The sequence below is a fragment of the Kangiella sediminilitoris genome, from assembly GCF_001708405.1.
Classification (GTDB): domain Bacteria; phylum Pseudomonadota; class Gammaproteobacteria; order Enterobacterales; family Kangiellaceae; genus Kangiella; species Kangiella sediminilitoris.
The window spans coordinates 842,434-860,622 of sequence record NZ_CP012418.1; the positions used below are offsets into that span (position 1 = coordinate 842,434).

Here is an 18,189-nt window from a genome sequence, read left to right on the forward strand (position 1 = left end):
ATGAATACTAAAAACTTTCAAATATTAAAGTTCTCTCAAATTAAGGACTCAGGTGCAAGGAGCATTTCATTAAAGCAAGAAGCAGCTGTATATGCATGGTATAGAGGTTTTGATGAGCTTTATCATGAAGCTAGTGGAGATAAATTATATGATGAAATTAACAAGTTACTAAATGCAAAACTTTCTGCTCAATTTAATGGAAAGCTTGGGTACTTGTATGAGTTACAAATTCAAGAAGTACCTGCTGCCTTGTCACCAAAAAAGAAAGCTTTACTAAAAGATATATGTGGAAGTAGCCGAGAAAGAAGAGATATAGTAAATCTAATTAATATGGCAAGCGAGTTCCAGTCCCCACTCTATGTAGGAAAAGCTGTAAATTTAAGAAAGAGAATAGGTGACCACTGCGAAGGGTTAAGCAGCCTAACATCCAGGCTGGAAAAAGCTGGAATTGAGTTAGATAGTTGTTTTATTAAATTTAAGTATATTAAAGATACTAATGACCCTAAAACAATTAGTCAGCTAGATGAAAAAACATTATTGATTGAAGAAATTATAACAAAATTATCACCTGCAGCATTCGTAAAAAGACCAGGATAACAAAACCATGAAACCTTTTAATCCAACTATACAAAGAGACTTAACCAACCCGATTACTTATTTAAAAGGCGAATATTCCTTACACAAGTATACTATACCGTATTTTTCGGTTGTATTACCCATGTCATTTATAGCCGAACAGTTTACCCTTATAGATGAAATTCCAAATTCAGAGAGAATCGAGTGGACTTTGCAAGAGCTGTTTCAACGAGATATTGCCTGGGAAAGAGTAGATGAAGGACTCGTAAAGTATTTACAAAATGAAAGTATACAGCAATTTTTTAATTCACTTACAGTAGCTTTATTACCTAAAAAGGGGCATGGTCTAGCGGATAAATATGACGAAAGTGAGCATATAGCATCCCTTGGCAACGAGTTTGAGGAACCAGTTCAGGTTGGAGGATGCTCAGTTCAAGCTTTTGAGGGCTCTAATGGGTTGGCAGGGAAGATTTTATGGGACAAAAAAGAAATAGCACCAATTGCGGTAGATGGGCAACATAGACTTGCAGCGATTAAACAGCTTGTTAAAAAAATACACCCCGACAAACTTGCTAAAACATTTGTCCCTGTGATATTAATCATTCCGCATAAAAATCTTAACTACACTAGTCCTGTAAAAGATACTGAATCAGTATTTTCTTCATTAAGGAAAATATTTATTGACCTAAATCAAAATGCCAAGCCTGTTTCAAGAGCGAGAAATATTTTATTGAATGACAGTGATATAGTAAGTATTTGTACAAGGTCTTTGATAGGTTCTAAGTTAACTACTTCTAAAGAAGATAATAAAGTTCATTTAGGTTTGGTTGACTGGGTATCAGAAAAGAATAAATTTGAAACTGGACCATTCATTACAACATTATTAATATTGAGCGATATAGTTAGTAATATTTTAAAAATAAATAACCTGAAAGAACCGCAAATGGAGTATGACCCTAAAATAAAAAACTGGGTCAAGAATATTTTTAAGGCCGATGCAGAGCTTACTGAAGATATTATGGAGCAGGTGCGTTACTGCTACAATCAAGAAATCCCCCTTACCTTTAAGCCCGAGCAGCTTATTCAATTAAGAGATAGTTTTGAGAAGCTTTGGTCTCCTTGGATTCATAAATTGTTCACGGAATTAAGTCCTTATAAAGAACTAACCTCTTATGTCGAAGAACATCAATTGCACTCCCCAGAGTTAGTTAATTTATATATTGAAAGACATATTAACGAAGGCGAGAGAGCTATAAGGCGTGCAAATGATATAAAAGACTCAATTAAACAAGTAAATCCAAATTGGAACATTAAGGAAGGATTTGAACGTCATATCCAACATATAGATGATGATATCAAACTAAATAACTGGTTTTTTAAAGTAGTATTTCAGAAAGCACTATTTAATTCATTTATAAACATGAAAGATCAATCACTATCTTTTGGTATTGAAAATGACTCCTTGGATAAAGATTTTCATGAATATACGGAGTTATGGATATCAGCAATAAATAAATTAGTAGAGTCTGACTTACATATGACCGACTCATCTATATCTGGCGTGAGTGGTCTTTTCTGGTCTGGAATATCTCTAAATGCTGAAAAACGAATTGAATATACAAAAGTTGGCTCTTCAAGAATAGAAAGTTGGCTCAATGCATGGGTTGCAATGTACTATCTAAGCGATGCAGAAGAAGGTATCCCAACTTTAGCACAATTGCGTAACAATGAAACATTAGCATCAGATATTATTGTAAACTGTTTATTTGAAAATAAAAAAGTAAAGAAAGGTTTTGAAATACTTGTTGCTGCAAGAAATGACAACTTTACAACTGAGCAAATAGAAGATAAAACTAAAAAAGAGATTAACTCTAGATACAACGCTCTGAGAAAACTATTATCCACATAAATAGAAAGGATTATTAATGTTTTGCAGAGAAGTAGAGTCTAAATATTATAAAAAATTATTTGACCTAGAAGTGTACCTACGATTTATAGTTATATGGGAACTTAAAGGCCGTTGGGGAATGCAATGGAAAAGTGCATTATCCCCATCTCTTCTAGAGCAGATAGAACAAAAGAAGGGTAGTGAAAAGTCCCTGGGCTATATCGACTATCAGACCCATGGCTTATTGTCGTACTGTAGTTTTAGCGAACTAAGAGATTTAATACTGGGACCTCTGTGGGATGATTGCTTTTCTAAGTGGGGTGCGAAAGAGTGTATTACTGCTGACTTTAAAAGGGTTATCGCAGTTAGGAACAAGTTAGCACACTTTAGAAATATTACTAAGAAAGACCTTAGAAACGTGCATTATTTCTTAGAATATCTGGAAGACTGGTCTGAGGAATATGGTCGACTATCAAAATATGAGACTAAGTTTACTCTCGAGGAGTTTTGTATTAACCCGAAGTACAAGGATGACTTTAAGACTTTTGTGAAGGAACTGAACCTTCAAACGGTTAATTTGAAAGATATTGAGTTTGATATGTTGGCTTCTATTAAGGGGACTCACTTTACACTTACTATTGACTTAGATGAAAGAAGTTACTCTAATCAAAACTTAATAAAATTACTAAGCGCTGGCTCTAGATTTCTTAGCTTCGTCTCTTTATCTAAGCTAGGCAACTCAACCGAAATTTTTATTTCTTTGAAAACGCCAAATAAAAATTTAATGTCATTCATTCCTGCTATTATAGACATACTTAATGATACCTCTGATTTAGAAAGCTCAGAGACCATAGAGAAAAAGTTTGAAAAATATATATCTGAATCATTTTTATTAACAGATAAGTCATTACCCTATCAATTTAAAAAATAATAAAGTAGAGTATTGTCACTATTTCATAAAGCTAAAAAGCTGCGCAAGATAATAATCATTAGTTATTGGCTAAAGCATTTCTATAAGATATTAAGATTTTTCTTTTATGATTATAATTAGTCATTATTGCTTGCTTGTTTGAAAGTCACTAGGTTAGTTAGCCTGTATTTACAGCCTATCCTACATCAAGTAATGACCTTACTGAGTATTCATACTTTTAGTGGAAGCCTCAAAAATACTTTTTGGCTTTCTTTAGATTTCAAGGATATGATCAATTGTTGATAGGTAAAATGTTTGAATAACTATTTTACCTTTTTCTAGTTGTAGATTTAGCTTACGTACTTAATTTTGAATTGATCTAATCTCGAGCATATTAAGTTTTGTCTAGGCTTTGATATTGGCTTTTATTACGCCTTAGAAATTAAAGTCTAATATAAGGTTATAGAATTTTGTACCCAAGCATAAAAGTGAGTGCCATGATTCATAAATTAACGACTTTATTCTTATCTTTCATTACTGGTTTGCTGGTGCTTGGTCAGAGTGCTGTCGCTGGTGATGATAAAGAGATGTTTTCGGGGCCGAGTCCTTGGCCGGAGATTCGTAAAGAACGGATTAAGAAGTTGCTGCCTAACGCTCTTGAGGCGGCTAACGTGGATGTGTGGGTTACGCTTTGTCGTGAGAACAATAATGATCCTTTGGCGGATCATATTGGTTGCGAGAATGCTGGCGCGCCAGCGGCATATTTGTTTTATTTGTCTGAGTCCGAGGGTGGTTCGTCAGAGTTTCATTCATTGGTATTTTCTCCGTCCAGCGAATCGACGGCGCTGGCTGAGCTGAAGATTCACGATAAGGTGGTTGCGGTACCACGCGGGGAGTCGGCTGTGGATTTTGCTGCGGACTTTATAAAAGATCAGGACTTCGAGCGCATTGCGGTGAATTCGTCTTCGAATAACGCCCAGGCTGACGGTTTAAGCTATAGCCAGCGTCTGTCGCTGGAAGCGGCGTTGGGCGAAGAATTCGCACAGCGTTTGGTGTCGTCGGAAGAGGTCGTCTATGAGTGGCTTTCCATTAAGCTGCCTCAGGAAGTAGAGATTATGCGCAAGGCGGCGCGGTTAACCGCTAAGTGGCAGATTGAGGCATATCAGCAGATTGTTCCCGGTAAAACGACGGATGCTGACGTGGCACGCTTTTTGAAAGCGAAGATGGCGGAGTATGGCGTATCGGATGCCTGGGCACCGGATCAGAACCCTAACGTGAACTCAGGGCCGGATCGGGGTCACTCTCATGCCACCAATAAGGTTATTATGCCGGGTGATGTGATTCAGACGGATTTCGGCATTAAAGTCTATGATCGCTGGGTGACGGATATTCAGCGCTTTGCGTACGTTCTCAAGCCGGGCGAAACAGAAGCGCCCGACGATATTCAGTTTTATTGGGAGAGCGGTCGTGACGGCGGTGTGGCAGCCTATAAGGCGATGAAACCCGGAGTTCGCGGTATTGATGTCGATGCGGCTCAAAGCGTGTTAATGAAGCAGAATGGTTCGGAACATGTAATGTGGAGTACGGGACATCCGGTGGGATACGTGGCGCACGATACAGGACCAAACCTGGGTGGCTCACGAGGCGCGACGGTTCGACCTGCGGCGAAAAAGGTCCTCAAGCCGGGGATGGTGTTTGCCTTCGATGGCTTTCATGCCTGGAAGCGTCCTGACGGAACATCTAAGACCATTTCTGTCGAGGAAATGGCGGTTATTACCGAAGACGGTGCGGAGTACCTGATCCCGCCGCAGCAGGAGCTGATATTAATTCCTTCAGAGTAGTTTTAATGAACCATCGTTTCAGGATCACTGGACTGGTTTTGTCTCTTATCGGCTATAAAAATTACTCAGTAAAAATAAAAAAGGGAAGCATTTGCTTCCCTTTAATATCGTTAAATAAACGGTTATTTTTTTATTTGATTCGTTCTACCCTGAAGCCTTTATTAAGACCTTCTATTCGTAAAAAGTAGCTTCCGAACATACCTTTCTCGATAGTGACTTTTGGATTCTTCACTTTGTGATAAGAACTTCGAGATTCTGTGATTTCCCAAACTTGACCGTTTTCTAATTTAACTTCTAAGCCTCTTTCCCACATCTTGTAATTACCTTTTGCGCGAGACTCAATACGATCAAGCTCCTTACTTTCTTCAGAAGATTTTTCTAATTTTTCTGCACCAAATTTTTCTTCCGCCGTTGGTTCAGGTTCCGCAGGGGCTGTCGGTTTCGGTGGCGCGATTGGTTTAGGCGCTGGTTTAATCGGTGCGGTTTGTTCCGGCTGAGTCACTTCTGACTTGGATTCTTCCTGTTTTGCTTTTTGCGATTTCAAAAATGCATCGTAGCACTGTAAACGTTTGGTATCGTCAGTAATAGCAGCACAGTCTTCGGCGGTTGATGCTGCGTTTATGCTAAAGCTAATGCTGAATAGTGCGCTAAGTATCATAATGCGTTTAATAATCATACAATCTTCCAAACTTCTTCTAATCTTGCTTGCTATCTTAACCTAATTTCATAATAATTGAACCGCTAATTGAAGTTCCAGAAGGGGGGTAGTGTGATAAAGGTTTTGCTTGTTGATGATCACGACTTGGTACGGACAGGACTAAGCCGACTTCTATCTGATGCCGACGGCATCGAGGTGATCGGGGAAGCGAAATCTGGCGAAGAAGCACTAGCCCATCAAAAAGAACACCAACCACACGTCGTCCTTATGGACGCCAACATGCCGGGCATCGGTGGCCTCGAAGCAACGCGCCGCATGTTACGTTTTGATCCCGACCTTAAAGTTATTGCCTTAACGGTACATGGCGACGAGCCATACCCAAGCCAGTTTATCAGCGCAGGTGCTCTGGGTTACCTCACTAAAGGCACGGATATCGATGAAATGGTCAAGGCCATTCATTCAGTCAATCGCGGCAAATTATATCTGGCGGCCGAAGTAGCACAGCAGATGGCCATCAGTCAGTTTTCCAAACACGACGACAATCCTTTTTCAAAACTTTCCGAGCGCGAAATGCAGATTATGCTGATGATCACTCGCGGCGAGAAAGTTCAGAACATTTCTGACTCGCTACACCTGAGTCCAAAGACGGTGAACAGCTACCGTTATCGTCTATTCGAAAAGCTGGGTGTTGAAAACGATGTTGGACTCACTCACCTGGCGTTACGCTATAAAGTGATCGAGTCTCAATAAATGCATGAGCATGTCGGCTAACGATTCTGACAACGGTTCCATTAAACCTCACATAAAACAAATTCTCGCGCACCTCAGTAAAAAACCGGGCGTCTATCAGATGCTGGGTAAAGAGGGCGAAACCTTGTATGTGGGTAAAGCCAAAAATTTAAATAATCGCGTTAAAAGCTATTTTACCAAACAGTATCAGTCGCCTAAGACTGAGTTGCTGGTCAGTTACATCGAAGATATTCATACTACGGTGACTGAAACCGAAACCGAAGCGCTGTTACTTGAAAATAACCTGATTAAAAAGTACAAGCCGCGATTTAATGTTATTTTCCGTGACGATAAGTCTTACCCTTATGTCTTTCTGTCCGCTGGAGACTATCCGCGACTGGCATATCATCGAGGCGCTAAAAAAGAGAAGGGCGATTATTTTGGGCCGTTTCCCAGTACTTCAGCGGTTCGTCAGAGTCTGTCTCTCATTCAAAAAGTGTTTCAGATCCGTCAGTGCGAAGACAGCTATTTCGCTAACCGCTCTCGGCCGTGCCTGCAGTATCAGATAAAACGCTGTACCGCGCCCTGCGTGAACTATATTTCAAAAGAGGATTACGCCAAGGATGTTGAGAACGTGCGTCTGTTCTATCGTGGTAAGAGCGAGCAGGTCATCAGCAGCCTACAGAAGAAGATGGACAAGGCCAGTGAGAATCTTGAGTTTGAACTGGCTGCGCGCTACCGCGATCAGATCAAGCAGATGCGTCATGTGATGCAGCAACAGGTTATCAGCGGCACTGCTTCTGATCTGGACCTGGTTGGAGTGGCTTATGCGTCCGGAACCTGCTGTATTTTGCTGGTATTTGTACGCAACGGCATGATAGTGGGTAATAAAACCTATTTCCCGAAAGTACCAAAGCACAGTGATCTGGATGAAATCATATCGTCTTTCCTGACGTTCTATTACTTGTCAGGTGCAGAAATGCCGAAGCAGATATTCTTGGGGAAATTACCGGAAGACTCGGATGCCATTAGTGATGCCCTATCACAGCATCGTGGCTCAAAGGTCGAGCTTAAAGTCGCCAGTCGCGGTCAGACCAAGGAATGGCAGGACTTTGCTAACAAAAACGCGCAACATTCTCTGCGTTCCAAGCTGAACAGCAAGTCAAACTTTACTGAGCGGCTGATGGAGTTGCAGAAAGCACTGCAACTGGAGTCGTTGCCGAAGCACGTGGAGTGTTTTGATATCAGTCATACCCAGGGCAACCAGACGGTAGGCTCCTGCGTGGTATTTGATGATAACGGCCCAAAAAAGTCCGACTACCGTATATTTAATATTTCAGGAATAGAGCCGGGCGATGATTATGCCGCCATGGAGCAGGTGCTGACACGACGCTATAAGCGCCTGAAAGCCGAAGAAAAGCCATTACCTGACCTGGTTATCGTGGATGGCGGTAAGGGACAGCTGGCCAAGGCTGAGGATGTGTTCGAAGCGCTGGAGATTAGCCGTGTTCCTCTGATTGGCGTGTCCAAGGGCTCAGACAGAAAAGTGGGCATGGAGCAGATCTGGTTTCCGGGCCAGCACCGTCCATTGTTACTGGACGAAGACTCAAAGGCGTTGCACTTTATTCAGCACATTCGCGATGAGTCGCACCGCTTTGCCATTACCAAACATCGTCATCAGCGTAAGAAATCCGGCACCAAGTCGCTGCTGGAAGAGATTCCGGGCGTTGGCGCCAAGCGACGTCAGGCCCTGCTACGCCATTTTGGTGGCTGGCAGGAAATCGAAAAGGCCAGCCCCAAGGATATTGCCAAAGCTCCCGGAATCAGTTTGGCAATCGCCCAAAAAATCTATGATTATTTACATAGTTAGCAGTATTTTTCGGAACTCATAGGGTACAATGAGTTCCATAATAAAGCGTCTAATCAGCCTTAACAGAGACCTGTATGTGGAATCTACCCAATATTCTGACCATTTTTAGGATAATTTTACTACCGCTATTCGTGTTATTTTTCTTCATCGATGGCGTAGCTGCCCGTTGGATAACGTTAGCGATATTCTGTACCGCTGCGGCAACAGACTGGCTGGATGGCTTCCTTGCCAGAAAAATGCAGATCGAGTCACCATTTGGGGCGTTTCTGGATCCGGTGGCGGATAAACTCATGGTCGCGATTACATTGATTCTGTTGATTGGTCGAGAAGGGAACGCCTGGCTAGCAATCCCCGGCATGATTATTATTGGGCGAGAAATTACAGTGTCGGCATTAAGAGAATGGATGGCCGAGCTGGGTAGCAGGGCAGTCGTGGGTGTCTCTACGATAGGTAAAATCAAAACCCTGTGTCAGCTATTGGCAATCTTCCTATTATTGATTGCGTCACCGGCTATTTTTGGCCTGTCTAAGACGTTCGGATACGTTTTTATGTGGGTCGCTGCGCTACTGACATTGTGGTCTATGGTGGTCTATTTAAAAGCCGCCTGGCCGTACTTGACATCGCAAAAGAATGAAGGATAATAACCCTCTCTTACGGAACGCACCGTGATTTTGGCTGAAAAAACAGCAATTTGTTTAAGCCTTAATCAATCGTAAGAAAAGTGCAAAAAATTTGGTTTTTCTTATTGACAGAAAATCATTTCACAGTAAAATGCACGCCATCAAAACGACGCGGGAATAGCTCAGCTGGTAGAGCACAACCTTGCCAAGGTTGGGGTCGCGAGTTCGAATCTCGTTTCCCGCTCCAAATTCTAGAAAACCTCGGTGCTTTTAAGTCCGAGGTTTTTTTTCAGAGAAAGGTTGTTTTGGCTGAGTGGTAGAGTGGCTATACAGCGGATTGCAAATCCGTGGACGTCGGTTCGACTCCGGCCTCAGCCTCCATTTTTTTCTCTGATTAAGTCATCTGCCCAGGTGGCGAAATTGGTAGACGCAAGGGACTTAAAATCCCTCGGTGGCGACACCGTGCCGGTTCGATTCCGGCCCTGGGCACCATTCTTACTATCGTTTATTATTAAGAATTCCTAAAGCCTTGCTGATGCAGGGCTTTTTTTTTGGCTCATAAAAAATTCTAATCCATTAGTCTAGTTCCTTATTTATCTACCTGACGGGGGATTAAGCGTTAATAACATTATTGTGTTTGATACAAACTGACATATTTTAAAAAATATCATTTATAACAGTGGGTTAGGTTGTTTTTTGGCACCTGAAATTAATTTTTAACAATGCCGAATATTGTACTGGGTCACACTTGTTTATAGAATACTTATAAATTACGGATTAATTCTAATAAATCAGGGAAGAATAACTCGTCTAAGAAGGTATATTCCCTGCGTTTTTCCATATAGCTAGGGGATAATACAATGAGCGCATTAGTTCGCCTTTTAGGCGTTACTGTCCTATTCGTTTTTGCTTTTCAAGCAAATGCAAAATCTAAAGATTTCTGCGAGCTTTATCCAATAACAATTCCTAACAGTCTGGTCGGAAGCAGCACGGATAATAGTGTGTTCGAACAGCTACCGCTGGGCAATGGGCAGGGTAGCTTAATACAAGCTATGTTTATGGCGACGACCTCATTAGTCAGACTCAAAACAGTGGCGAACACTACTTTATGTACGATGGATTGGGTTCAACACGAAGCTTAACCGATAGTTCTGGTTTGAAAACCGATAGCTATATCTACAATGCCTTTGGTGAAGTCGAACATAAAGACGGTTCAACGAAAAACAACTACTTGTTTACTGGTGAGCAATACGATCCTAACTTAGGTTTCTATTACCTCAGAGCAAGGTACTACAACCAAAACAACGGACGCTTCTTCTCGCTGGATACATATCAGGGGCGAAACTCTGATCCTAAAAGCCTTCACAAGTATCTTTACACTCATGCGGATCCAATAAACAATATTGACCCTACAGGCAATTTTTCACTTGGTGGCTTTGCTGTAGGTACAGGTATTGTTGCAGTACTAGCGAATACTGCAATAACAAGTTATTCTTTTGGAAGAGCAGCAAATGATAGTGATGGCCTCCCTGATGCTGTAAGTGTAAGTTTTAGAGGGGGGCTTGCAAAAGGTGTTGGTGGTTCGTTTGGAGGAGACTTAGTATATGACTTCAAAACTGGTGACCTTTGGGCATTTGCGGCAGGAGAGTTTACTATTGCACCTTTAACGGCGTTTAGACCACAAGGTAAGTTCAATATTTCGGCTACTGCTGGACTTGTATGGAACATGAATAGTCCAAAGCAATTTAATGGAGCGGGCTCTACTGCCACTTGGCCAATAGGAACTGCACACTTATTAACTAGAGCTGGTAGGGTTTCGACAGCAACCAGAGGAGGATTCTGGGGGGTTATGACGCAAACTGCTAAATTCGCAAAAAACCATCGTAGCTGGAGTTTACAGTTTGGCTTTTCTGGATTTTCTGGAGAGGGGCCTGCATTTGCTAGAATAGGTAAAGGTAGTTCTTTTTCTTCAGACTTCTTTGGCTTGGCTGAAGGGAGGAAAATTACTGGTAGCAGGGCTCCATTGGTTAATACAATTGAACGGTTGATGAAAAGTTTGAGAGGCTCAAATTCACCACAAGCACTAGAGAGCATTATCCGTAGAGTTGAGGCATTATGATGAAAAGAATTATAAACGCTATTAGTGATTTTATATTCCTTCTAACTTTTTTTAACGGGATAACTTTTTTGTTTATTTCTGTATTTATTGGAGGAATGGCATTTAATGGAGAGCACTCAGGCGGAAAGTTTTATTTAGGAGATAGCGGAGTTTTAACAGAAGTTTCCGAGTTAGTCTATTATTATAGTTGGTTTCATGGACTTTCTGCTGTAGCCCTTCTTTTGTTGATGATTATAGTGGGAGGGGTAAATTCAGTATTAAATAAACATACAAGACAAAGAAGTCGGCATAGTAAACTTAAAGCCTACGATTATGGAGTTGCTACAGGAGTGGTAGTGTTCTTTGTAATGTTGATGATATTAATAACTCACAGTTGGCTTTATAACTAATTACTGTGAAGAATAATTGGTTGAGGTCAGGTTTAATATGCGTAAGAAATGGATTATTGAACGGTACTTTTACTCCTTTAAATAAAAGAGCACTAAAAAGAAAAAAGGAGGAAAAAGGGGACCGGAGGAAAAAAGGAAAAAGGGGACAGATCTATTTTAATCAGATAATTCAGCTTTTTCTGATGTTGGGCAGGGCGAAAGTCTTATTTAAATAGTAAGGCAGTTGATTATAGTAACTCCTGTAAAGGAGGAGTTATGCCAAGGAAAGCCCGATTATTAGTACCAAATTGTCCCCATCATATTGTCCAAAGAGGCCATAATAGGAGTACAGTTTTCGTATCTTCGGTGGCATTGAGCATAAAGACGGCATAACTCCAAACAATTACTTGTTTACAGGTGAGCAATACGATCCAAACCTAGGTTTCTATTACCTGAGAGCAAGGTACTATAACCAAAACAACGGACGCTTCTTATCACTGGACATATACCAAGGCTCTCGGTTTGAGCCACAATCACTTCATAAGTATCTTTATACGCATGCTGATCCGGTAAATAATATCGATCCTACTGGAAAGTTTTTAAGCTCTATTGGTGCAGGTATAAGTAATGGAATAAGGTTTGCAGCAACAGCGGTAACAAGGGTATTTAGTGGTACTGTTAGAACCCTTTTGAAATTTGGTCGTGCTGGGAAAGCCGCAGTGATTCGTGTTAAATATATGAAGCGCGTTAAGGATTTGAAAAAAATTGAAGGTCAGCTAAGGAGACAAGGCAAATCATCAAAAGAAATAGCAAAAGTATTACATAGAAAAAGAAGAGCTATAGGGAGATTGTTTAAGAGATTAACGGATCCTAAGACTAGGGAAAATGCATTTAGAAGGAATATGGATAAGTATGGTGATAAGTGGGGACCGACGATAAAATATTTAAGAGATCGTGGAAAAAGCTGGGAAGAAATAATTGAAAGTTCTACAAGGCCGAATTCATCTTTCCAAGAGTTAATAAAAATTTTCTTTAGGAAGTGATATGAAATATAAAGAGTATAAAGATGCTAGTAACAGGCAAGTCGTCGCTTTAGATGGTTGCTCACGATTTACTTCCAAATATATTAGATGGAGGATAGTAAGGAAGTTTAGTCTAACAAAGTCAGAAAAGCTGTTTGATGACTTAGACTCTGTTAGCAATAAATACTGTAAACAACAAGAAACTGTACTGATTGAATGGGATACTTGGTCAGGCCTGACAGTAACAGCAGTAGATTCTCTATCAGAGAAGCTTGTACTTGAAATAGGTGGTTTTGTGAAAAAGTTCACCTAAAGTTTACACTCTATCATTATTAGATAAAAGAGCTTTAAAGTAGTGGTGAAAGCATGATTTATAAATGGTTTAATCCAAGTTTGTCCTATGCGGGTTATCTTGCTGTCAGTGAGTCTGACGATGAGAGAATGCAATGGTACGATCCTTTAATGGGCGTACCATTACCGGCTTCTATGGAGGACTGGAAGCCTCCTTTACTGGAGCAGTACTTAGGTGATGGAAAAAAGAAAAGGAAACCTGGGATTATAGGTGATTCGCCTTCATCAGGAGTCGTTCATTTGGTTAGCGAAAAGGCTGCTAATGCTTTATCCGATATTTTTGAAAAGCATGCAAAGTTATATCCTGTAAAACTAAAGGATGCGCCTAATGAAAATTTTTATATGGTTGTTGTTACAACAGAAATCGACTGCCTTGACAGGGATAAAAGTACTGGAAAACGCACTGGTTACGAAATACGTCCCGAGTATTTTTCTTCTATTCACACATGGGTCTTCGATGAGTCAAAGCTAGAGGGTGTAGATCTTTTTGTTTTACCTGACAGTAAAACAACATGCTATGTTTCTGATCGATTTAAGCAGCGGGTTATTGATGCTGGCTTAAAAGGGTTTGGTTTCGAGAAAGAGTTTTGGGACGAGGACCCCATCATCACCTAAAGATAACTTAATGAAGGTACAAGTAAAAATAAACGTAGGGTACCCCGTGGGGTAGCCCCTGCGTCGTGACGAACCAAGTCCCTAAAATTAATTAACAAAGTAGTGCGTTATAACGCCCCCTAAGCTAGCTAAAAGTAGAAGAGCTTAATTGGGGGATAGTCTAACACTGCTTAGTCATAACTAATTTGAATAGACCTTCCTGCGAACAGTCCTATGAGCCCCTGAGTAACACAGAGAGCCATGCAGATAATGAGGATGGGTTGCCAGCTGTCGTTAGCTTCGGCGACTTTAGCCAGGACAAGCGTAGCGGCTCCGGCGGCTAAGTAACCAATGGTTTGTGACATACTGGATAGTGAGGCAGCTCGGTCACTGTTTGAGGTGCGTAGCCCCATGAAGGATAGAGCCAGTATAAAACCACCGCCAGTTCCTAAGCCAATGATGATGGTCCAAAACGTCGCCCAGGCTGGAAGTAATAGTAACCCCAGTAATCCCAACAAGTTAAATATGGCGACTAACGTGGCAATCCCTCGTTGGTCTTTGGTGCGGTTAATGAGTGGTACTAAGATGAGGCCGGGAACGGCTGATGCTAGCTGCAGGGCTCCGTGTAATGTCGCACTTTTTTCTGGGCTGAGTCCTATTTCATTAAAAATAGACGGCAGCCAGCTGATCATGGCGTAAAATAATATTGAGTTGCAGGCGAAGAAGAAAGTTACCTGCCAGGCCAGAGCATAGCGCCAGATAGGCGAGAGGTATTGCTTTGTAATATCTCCCATTTTTTCTTTGGTACTTTTTCGAGCCTGAGGAGCCCATAAAATAACGGTGATGATGGGCAGTATTACAAAAGCTCCCGCTGCAAAGCGCCAGTTGAGGTCATGAACCTGAGCTAGAGGAATCACTATAGCAGAGCTAATTGCTGCTGTTAGCCCCATAGTTAGCACGTAACTGGAAGTTACGAGGGGGATTTTGTGTGGGAATTTAAGTTTTATGTAGCTGGGCAATATGACATTACCTGCTGCAATCCCTAAGCCTATTATGGCCGTTCCTAAGTAAAGAAACGATAAGCCTCCGAAAGACCTCAACAGGATTCCCAAACCAATTAAAATGACCGTATACAGCAAGCCGTTTTCGAGGCCAGTTTTACGAGTGATCATGGGTACGAATGGGGAAAACAGCATAAAAGCAAACAAGGGGATGGCCATAACAATACCGGCCTCTGATGTACCAACATTGAGTGCGTTCTGGATCATATCCAGAAGTGGCGCCATTGCTGTAAAAGGCGCTCGTAAATTGGTTGCGACTAGCATGACGCAAATAAAGAGTAGTATTTGGGGCGTTACTTTTGGTTTTCGTGGATCGGTATTTGTTGTCATTAACTACACCAGAGGGCCATGCTAGAAAATTGCTACACGGTTTTACCTTATCAGTTTATTGTTTTAAGGCAACCTGCCTTTTCATGAGCTTTTGTAGCATACCCACTTATGGTTGAGACATCACTCTGAGCTATCCTATGGAGAAGGAAATTTGATAAGGGCGCGCAAGCCCTATTATTTATATTGGCTCAGTTGGTTTTTATGATAGCTTGATAGTCTTATCGGAACTGTGCCGTTTTTATGATGATGACGGGATCAAGCGTTTCGTCAGTGTCTGATGTGGCTATATTGTATTTCAGGTTAATATTATTACCTTCTGTGGCGCCACCCACTTCAATCGTGACTTCTTCATCTCCTGAATAGGAGTTACCGGAGCCTGGACTAAAGTCCGTATTGGAACTGATGGTAATGGTCTTACCTTTTTTATATTTCCACTTAATCGTGTCGCCATTTATGACCTCAATGGTTTCCTGATTTTTGTCCTCCAGCTTTGGAATACTCTTTCCGTCTTTCTTTTTGTCCTTTTCAACTTTAATTTTGTACTGTGTCATAACTAACTCCTTTTGACTTACTTTGACATCGGGCTCAAATGAGCTCCAGTTGCTTCACGATAGGTGAGGCATCAATAATGGCTTTTGGAAAGCCATACTGAATACTTTGCTCTAATAATGCTTTACCTTTATCCTGCTGACCTGTTCGAGCTGAAACGAGCGCTGCCATAAACAGTATGTTTGGATCTTCTGGACTCAGCTGCAGCGCATTGGTCATTTCTTTTTGTGCTTTGCTACTTTCATCTAACTGTGCGTAAGACCAGGCAGCAATGACACGAGCTTCGCTATTCTCCGGAGATACTGTCAGTAATTCTAAAGCAAGATCTAGCGCATGCTGGTAATGGTTCTGAACTTCAAACTCATCAGCCTCAAGCTGATCTTTTGCATCGGCCAGATTTAGCCAATATCGATAGTCGGTCGGATCAATTTGAATCGCCTGTAGGTAATAGTTTACGGCTTTTTTAAAATCTCCCGCGTAGTAGGACATATTGCCGATGTTGGCAAGAATGACCGATGTTTTTTCTAAATGAAGACCGTTCTCATAGGTTTCAGCTGCTTTTATAAAATTACCCTGCATGGCAAACGCTGATCCTAACCAGTTATAGAGGTAGGCTTCGTTGGGGTTAATTTGTAAAGCTTTCTGTAAATTAACAATCGACTGTTGCCAGTTTCCCTGCCGAATATGAATATGCCCTAGTTTCACATACAGACGCCAGTAACCGGGTTCGATTTGTAGTGCCTGGTTTAGTATTTTAACAGCACTGCCAAAGTCTGACTTGGCTGCCATCAGCTCGGCTTTTGCGTGTAGCACGTCAACGTCACTGGGATTGATGGCCTGGGCCCGATCGGTATAGTTCTGTGCCAGTTGGTAGGCATTCTTTTTGGTATAAAGGGTAGCCAGTGCGAGCAGAACGTCAATGTTATCATTATCCAGTTTGTTAGCTTTCTTACATTCTCGTTCAGCCCGATCAAAATGTGCGTTGTCCAGGGTCAGGGTGTACCAGCGAATATACATCACGCATAGGCCTGCGACAGCGGGTGCAAAGTTAGGTTGCTGATCCAGTACCAGTTGCAGTTTCTGTTCAACCTTTGATAACCGTTCCTGTGTGGGAGGCTGTTTCAAAAGCCCTTTTGCTTCCAAAAATTCCGGGTACACTTTTTTGCTTGGATTGTCGGTTAAGTTGGCAACACTTACAGCATCTGTCTGGATATCGAGGTAAGCTGATAGTTCCTGAATGATCTGTCGGTTTATCAGCAGCAAGTCACTGTCGCTAGCAATAAAGGCTTTATTCCAAACTTCAATCCCATCCGAGCTATCTGTAAGCCATAAGTTTACTTTAACTTCTTCCCGATGCTTTGAAATTGTTCCTTCTAGAATAAGATCGGCATTCAGTAAATCACCAATTTCCTGAACGCTATGTTGGTTTTCAGAAATGGCCTGTGAGGAACGTCGAGAGATTAGGTTCAGCTCGGGGATATGAGCTATGTGATTGAAAATATCCTCACTAAATCCCGAGACAAAGTTTTGGCTTGTGGTTTTATCAGTACTGGAGTTGACTAAGGGCAACACAGCCAAGTTTCGATATTTATCTGCCTGAATTGAGGGAACAAATTTCCATAGTACGGCTGCTACAACCGTTAGGAACAGGAGGGCGGCAATTTTTAGTCCCACCGGTGTTTGTTGATAAAGTACGGTATCCCGATACGACTTTAATGTTTTATTGAGGTCGCATATATTTTCTGGCTCAATGATGTACTCTGTCTGCTCAATCACACTGTGAGCATTATTTATCGGATGAAAGGCCGATTCGACTGCTTCGATGCCACGGTTGAGGATAGTGTCTTTAACAGTTTCTGTTGTTACGATAGCTCCGGGACGTGAGTCTATGGACAATGCGCGTCCTCTTGCGAGCTCTTTTAACTCTGCATTATCGGACTGATAATCATCTGGCGCTTCAATAATCGATATAGTTAGGGGGAGGTCGATTTTTTGAGAGTGGTTTTGGATTCGAATCGCAAACCGAAGCGCATCGACACTATTGGGAAACAAAATCATACAGTCCCGATCATTTAAAACCGATGAGAGACTGTCATAGTCTTCGGACCAGATAACATAATCTTTTAACTGCTTCCGTGTCTCTTTATAGGATAGTTCTTTACTTAGTGCGGCATGAAAAATGATGGGGATGGCTTTAATATCGAGTTGGCTGGGATGGGGAAGTTCACGGGTTTTAATGATGCCGTGAGAAGTTACGTCAAACACCCAGGATAGAATGGCCACTACGGGAAGACCGATAATGAGTACGATAAATACCGTTCGGATAATCCATTCCGGAGCTTCGAATGCATCAACTAATACATCCGTGACTTGTACCACTAGCCAACTAAAAGCAATATAGGCGAGGACTAACTGAACAACTTTACGGCGGTTCAGTTCCTTAATGAATATCTGCCAACTATTCTTTCCGTTTAGTTTCATAGCTCGCCCAGTCGTAGCCCACGACAATAAGATCCTTGTAAGGGATAAAATGACATATCCCAATAAGTGCTTCAGCTAGTATGGTATTAAGCTAATAAACTAATAGGGTGGTGGGTTCCTTTAGCTCATTATAATTGTTGCCAGGGGTAGGGTTCTGATTAATTTGACCGATTCTTCCCTGAACACAATCTGCTTTCTGATTAAAAATCATACAGCTAACCC

17 protein-coding genes and 3 tRNA genes are annotated in these 18,189 nt (G+C 41.5%); 16 read left to right on the top strand and 4 right to left on the bottom strand.

The features are described from left to right. From KS2013_RS03965 to KS2013_RS03980, 4 genes are all read left to right on the top strand, one after another. Window positions 1-597: a GIY-YIG nuclease family protein gene (locus tag KS2013_RS03965; RefSeq protein ID WP_068990055.1), complete on the top strand. Its 597-nt coding sequence runs from the start codon at window positions 1-3 to the stop codon at window positions 595-597. Window positions 598-604: 7 nt separating this feature from the next. Next, on the top strand, window positions 605-2,485 hold the full coding sequence (locus KS2013_RS03970) for a DNA sulfur modification protein DndB (RefSeq protein WP_068990058.1): 1,881 nt from the start codon (window positions 605-607) through the stop codon (window positions 2,483-2,485). A gap of 16 nt (window positions 2,486-2,501) precedes the next feature. Then, window positions 2,502-3,395 carry a hypothetical protein gene (locus KS2013_RS03975; protein ID WP_068990061.1) on the top strand — a complete coding sequence of 298 codons (894 nt, stop codon included), beginning with the start codon at window positions 2,502-2,504 and terminating at the stop codon, window positions 3,393-3,395. 566 nt (window positions 3,396-3,961) lie between these two features. Beyond that, window positions 3,962-5,215: a M24 family metallopeptidase gene (locus KS2013_RS03980; RefSeq protein ID WP_407656668.1), complete on the top strand. Its 1,254-nt coding sequence runs from the start codon at window positions 3,962-3,964 to the stop codon at window positions 5,213-5,215. Between the two features lie 130 nt (window positions 5,216-5,345). Here the strand turns inward: KS2013_RS03980 and KS2013_RS03985 are convergent, their stop codons facing one another. Then, window positions 5,346-5,891: a hypothetical protein gene (locus KS2013_RS03985; protein ID WP_068990064.1), complete on the bottom strand. Its 546-nt coding sequence runs from the start codon at window positions 5,889-5,891 to the stop codon at window positions 5,346-5,348. Window positions 5,892-5,984: 93 nt separating this feature from the next. Here KS2013_RS03985 and uvrY point away from each other — a divergent pair, with 93 nt between their 5' ends. The 12 genes from uvrY (at window position 5,985) to KS2013_RS04045 (ending at window position 13,567) form a co-directional block, all read left to right on the top strand. Further along, a complete protein-coding gene (uvrY, locus tag KS2013_RS03990) occupies window positions 5,985-6,623 on the top strand; it encodes a UvrY/SirA/GacA family response regulator transcription factor (protein WP_068990067.1) in 639 nt (212 codons plus the stop codon). Window positions 6,624-6,633: 10 nt separating this feature from the next. Continuing rightward, entirely contained in the window at window positions 6,634-8,472 is a 1,839-nt protein-coding gene (gene uvrC / locus KS2013_RS03995; RefSeq protein WP_068990071.1) for an excinuclease ABC subunit UvrC, read from the top strand. 74 nt (window positions 8,473-8,546) lie between these two features. Continuing rightward, window positions 8,547-9,113, top strand: coding sequence for a CDP-diacylglycerol--glycerol-3-phosphate 3-phosphatidyltransferase (gene pgsA, locus KS2013_RS04000; protein ID WP_068990074.1), 567 nt, complete (start codon window positions 8,547-8,549; stop codon window positions 9,111-9,113). A 150-nt stretch (window positions 9,114-9,263) separates the two neighbouring features. After that, a tRNA-Gly gene (locus tag KS2013_RS04005) sits at window positions 9,264-9,339 on the top strand. Window positions 9,340-9,399: 60 nt separating this feature from the next. Continuing rightward, window positions 9,400-9,473 (top strand) — tRNA-Cys (locus KS2013_RS04010). A 24-nt stretch (window positions 9,474-9,497) separates the two neighbouring features. Next, window positions 9,498-9,584 (top strand) — tRNA-Leu (locus tag KS2013_RS04015). 368 nt (window positions 9,585-9,952) lie between these two features. After that, a complete protein-coding gene (locus KS2013_RS04020) occupies window positions 9,953-10,234 on the top strand; it encodes a hypothetical protein (RefSeq protein WP_068990077.1) in 282 nt (93 codons plus the stop codon). 14 nt (window positions 10,235-10,248) lie between these two features. Continuing rightward, window positions 10,249-11,211: an RHS repeat-associated core domain-containing protein gene (locus KS2013_RS04025; protein WP_228703725.1), complete on the top strand. Its 963-nt coding sequence runs from the start codon at window positions 10,249-10,251 to the stop codon at window positions 11,209-11,211. Then, window positions 11,208-11,600 (top strand): hypothetical protein, encoded by a 393-nt coding sequence (locus KS2013_RS04030; protein WP_156768960.1) that lies wholly within the window; start codon window positions 11,208-11,210, stop codon window positions 11,598-11,600. Before KS2013_RS04025 ends, KS2013_RS04030 begins: the two co-directional genes overlap by 4 nt. Window positions 11,601-11,986: 386 nt before the next feature. Then, entirely contained in the window at window positions 11,987-12,622 is a 636-nt protein-coding gene (locus tag KS2013_RS11835) for an RHS repeat-associated core domain-containing protein (protein WP_071890114.1), read from the top strand. A gap of 1 nt (window position 12,623) precedes the next feature. Next, a complete protein-coding gene (locus KS2013_RS04040) occupies window positions 12,624-12,914 on the top strand; it encodes a hypothetical protein (protein ID WP_068990087.1) in 291 nt (96 codons plus the stop codon). Window positions 12,915-12,967: 53 nt separating this feature from the next. After that, window positions 12,968-13,567 carry an imm11 family protein gene (locus KS2013_RS04045; RefSeq protein ID WP_068990090.1) on the top strand — a complete coding sequence of 200 codons (600 nt, stop codon included), beginning with the start codon at window positions 12,968-12,970 and terminating at the stop codon, window positions 13,565-13,567. A gap of 170 nt (window positions 13,568-13,737) precedes the next feature. Here the strand turns inward: KS2013_RS04045 and KS2013_RS04050 are convergent, their stop codons facing one another. The 3 genes from KS2013_RS04050 to KS2013_RS04060 form a co-directional block, all read right to left on the bottom strand. Further along, window positions 13,738-14,937 (bottom strand): MFS transporter, encoded by a 1,200-nt coding sequence (locus KS2013_RS04050; protein ID WP_068990093.1) that lies wholly within the window; start codon window positions 14,935-14,937, stop codon window positions 13,738-13,740. A 218-nt stretch (window positions 14,938-15,155) separates the two neighbouring features. After that, window positions 15,156-15,488 carry a hypothetical protein gene (locus KS2013_RS04055; RefSeq protein WP_068990096.1) on the bottom strand — a complete coding sequence of 111 codons (333 nt, stop codon included), beginning with the start codon at window positions 15,486-15,488 and terminating at the stop codon, window positions 15,156-15,158. Between the two features lie 34 nt (window positions 15,489-15,522). Continuing rightward, window positions 15,523-17,967, bottom strand: coding sequence for a tetratricopeptide repeat protein (locus tag KS2013_RS04060; protein ID WP_068990098.1), 2,445 nt, complete (start codon window positions 17,965-17,967; stop codon window positions 15,523-15,525). Between the last annotated feature and the right edge of the window lie 222 nt (window positions 17,968-18,189).

Bases quoted from the DNA above. Each gene is read 5' to 3' on its own strand.
- pgsA (WP_068990074.1), top strand. From the start codon at position 8,547: ATGTGGAATCTACCCAATATTCTGACCATTTTTAGGATAATTTTACTA.
- KS2013_RS04045 (WP_068990090.1), top strand. From the start codon at position 12,968: ATGATTTATAAATGGTTTAATCCAAGTTTGTCCTATGCGGGTTATCTT.
- KS2013_RS03985 (WP_068990064.1), bottom strand. From the start codon at position 5,891: ATGATTATTAAACGCATTATGATACTTAGCGCACTATTCAGCATTAGC.
- KS2013_RS04050 (WP_068990093.1), bottom strand. From the start codon at position 14,937: ATGACAACAAATACCGATCCACGAAAACCAAAAGTAACGCCCCAAATA.
- KS2013_RS03970 (WP_068990058.1), top strand. From the start codon at position 605: ATGAAACCTTTTAATCCAACTATACAAAGAGACTTAACCAACCCGATT.
- KS2013_RS04055 (WP_068990096.1), bottom strand. From the start codon at position 15,488: ATGACACAGTACAAAATTAAAGTTGAAAAGGACAAAAAGAAAGACGGA.
- KS2013_RS03965 (WP_068990055.1), top strand. From the start codon at position 1: ATGAATACTAAAAACTTTCAAATATTAAAGTTCTCTCAAATTAAGGAC.
- KS2013_RS03980 (WP_407656668.1), top strand. From the start codon at position 3,962: ATGTTTTCGGGGCCGAGTCCTTGGCCGGAGATTCGTAAAGAACGGATT.
- KS2013_RS04020 (WP_068990077.1), top strand. From the start codon at position 9,953: ATGAGCGCATTAGTTCGCCTTTTAGGCGTTACTGTCCTATTCGTTTTT.
- KS2013_RS04030 (WP_156768960.1), top strand. From the start codon at position 11,208: ATGATGAAAAGAATTATAAACGCTATTAGTGATTTTATATTCCTTCTA.
- KS2013_RS03975 (WP_068990061.1), top strand. From the start codon at position 2,502: ATGTTTTGCAGAGAAGTAGAGTCTAAATATTATAAAAAATTATTTGAC.
- KS2013_RS04060 (WP_068990098.1), bottom strand. From the start codon at position 17,967: ATGAAACTAAACGGAAAGAATAGTTGGCAGATATTCATTAAGGAACTG.
- KS2013_RS04040 (WP_068990087.1), top strand. From the start codon at position 12,624: ATGAAATATAAAGAGTATAAAGATGCTAGTAACAGGCAAGTCGTCGCT.
- uvrC (WP_068990071.1), top strand. From the start codon at position 6,634: ATGTCGGCTAACGATTCTGACAACGGTTCCATTAAACCTCACATAAAA.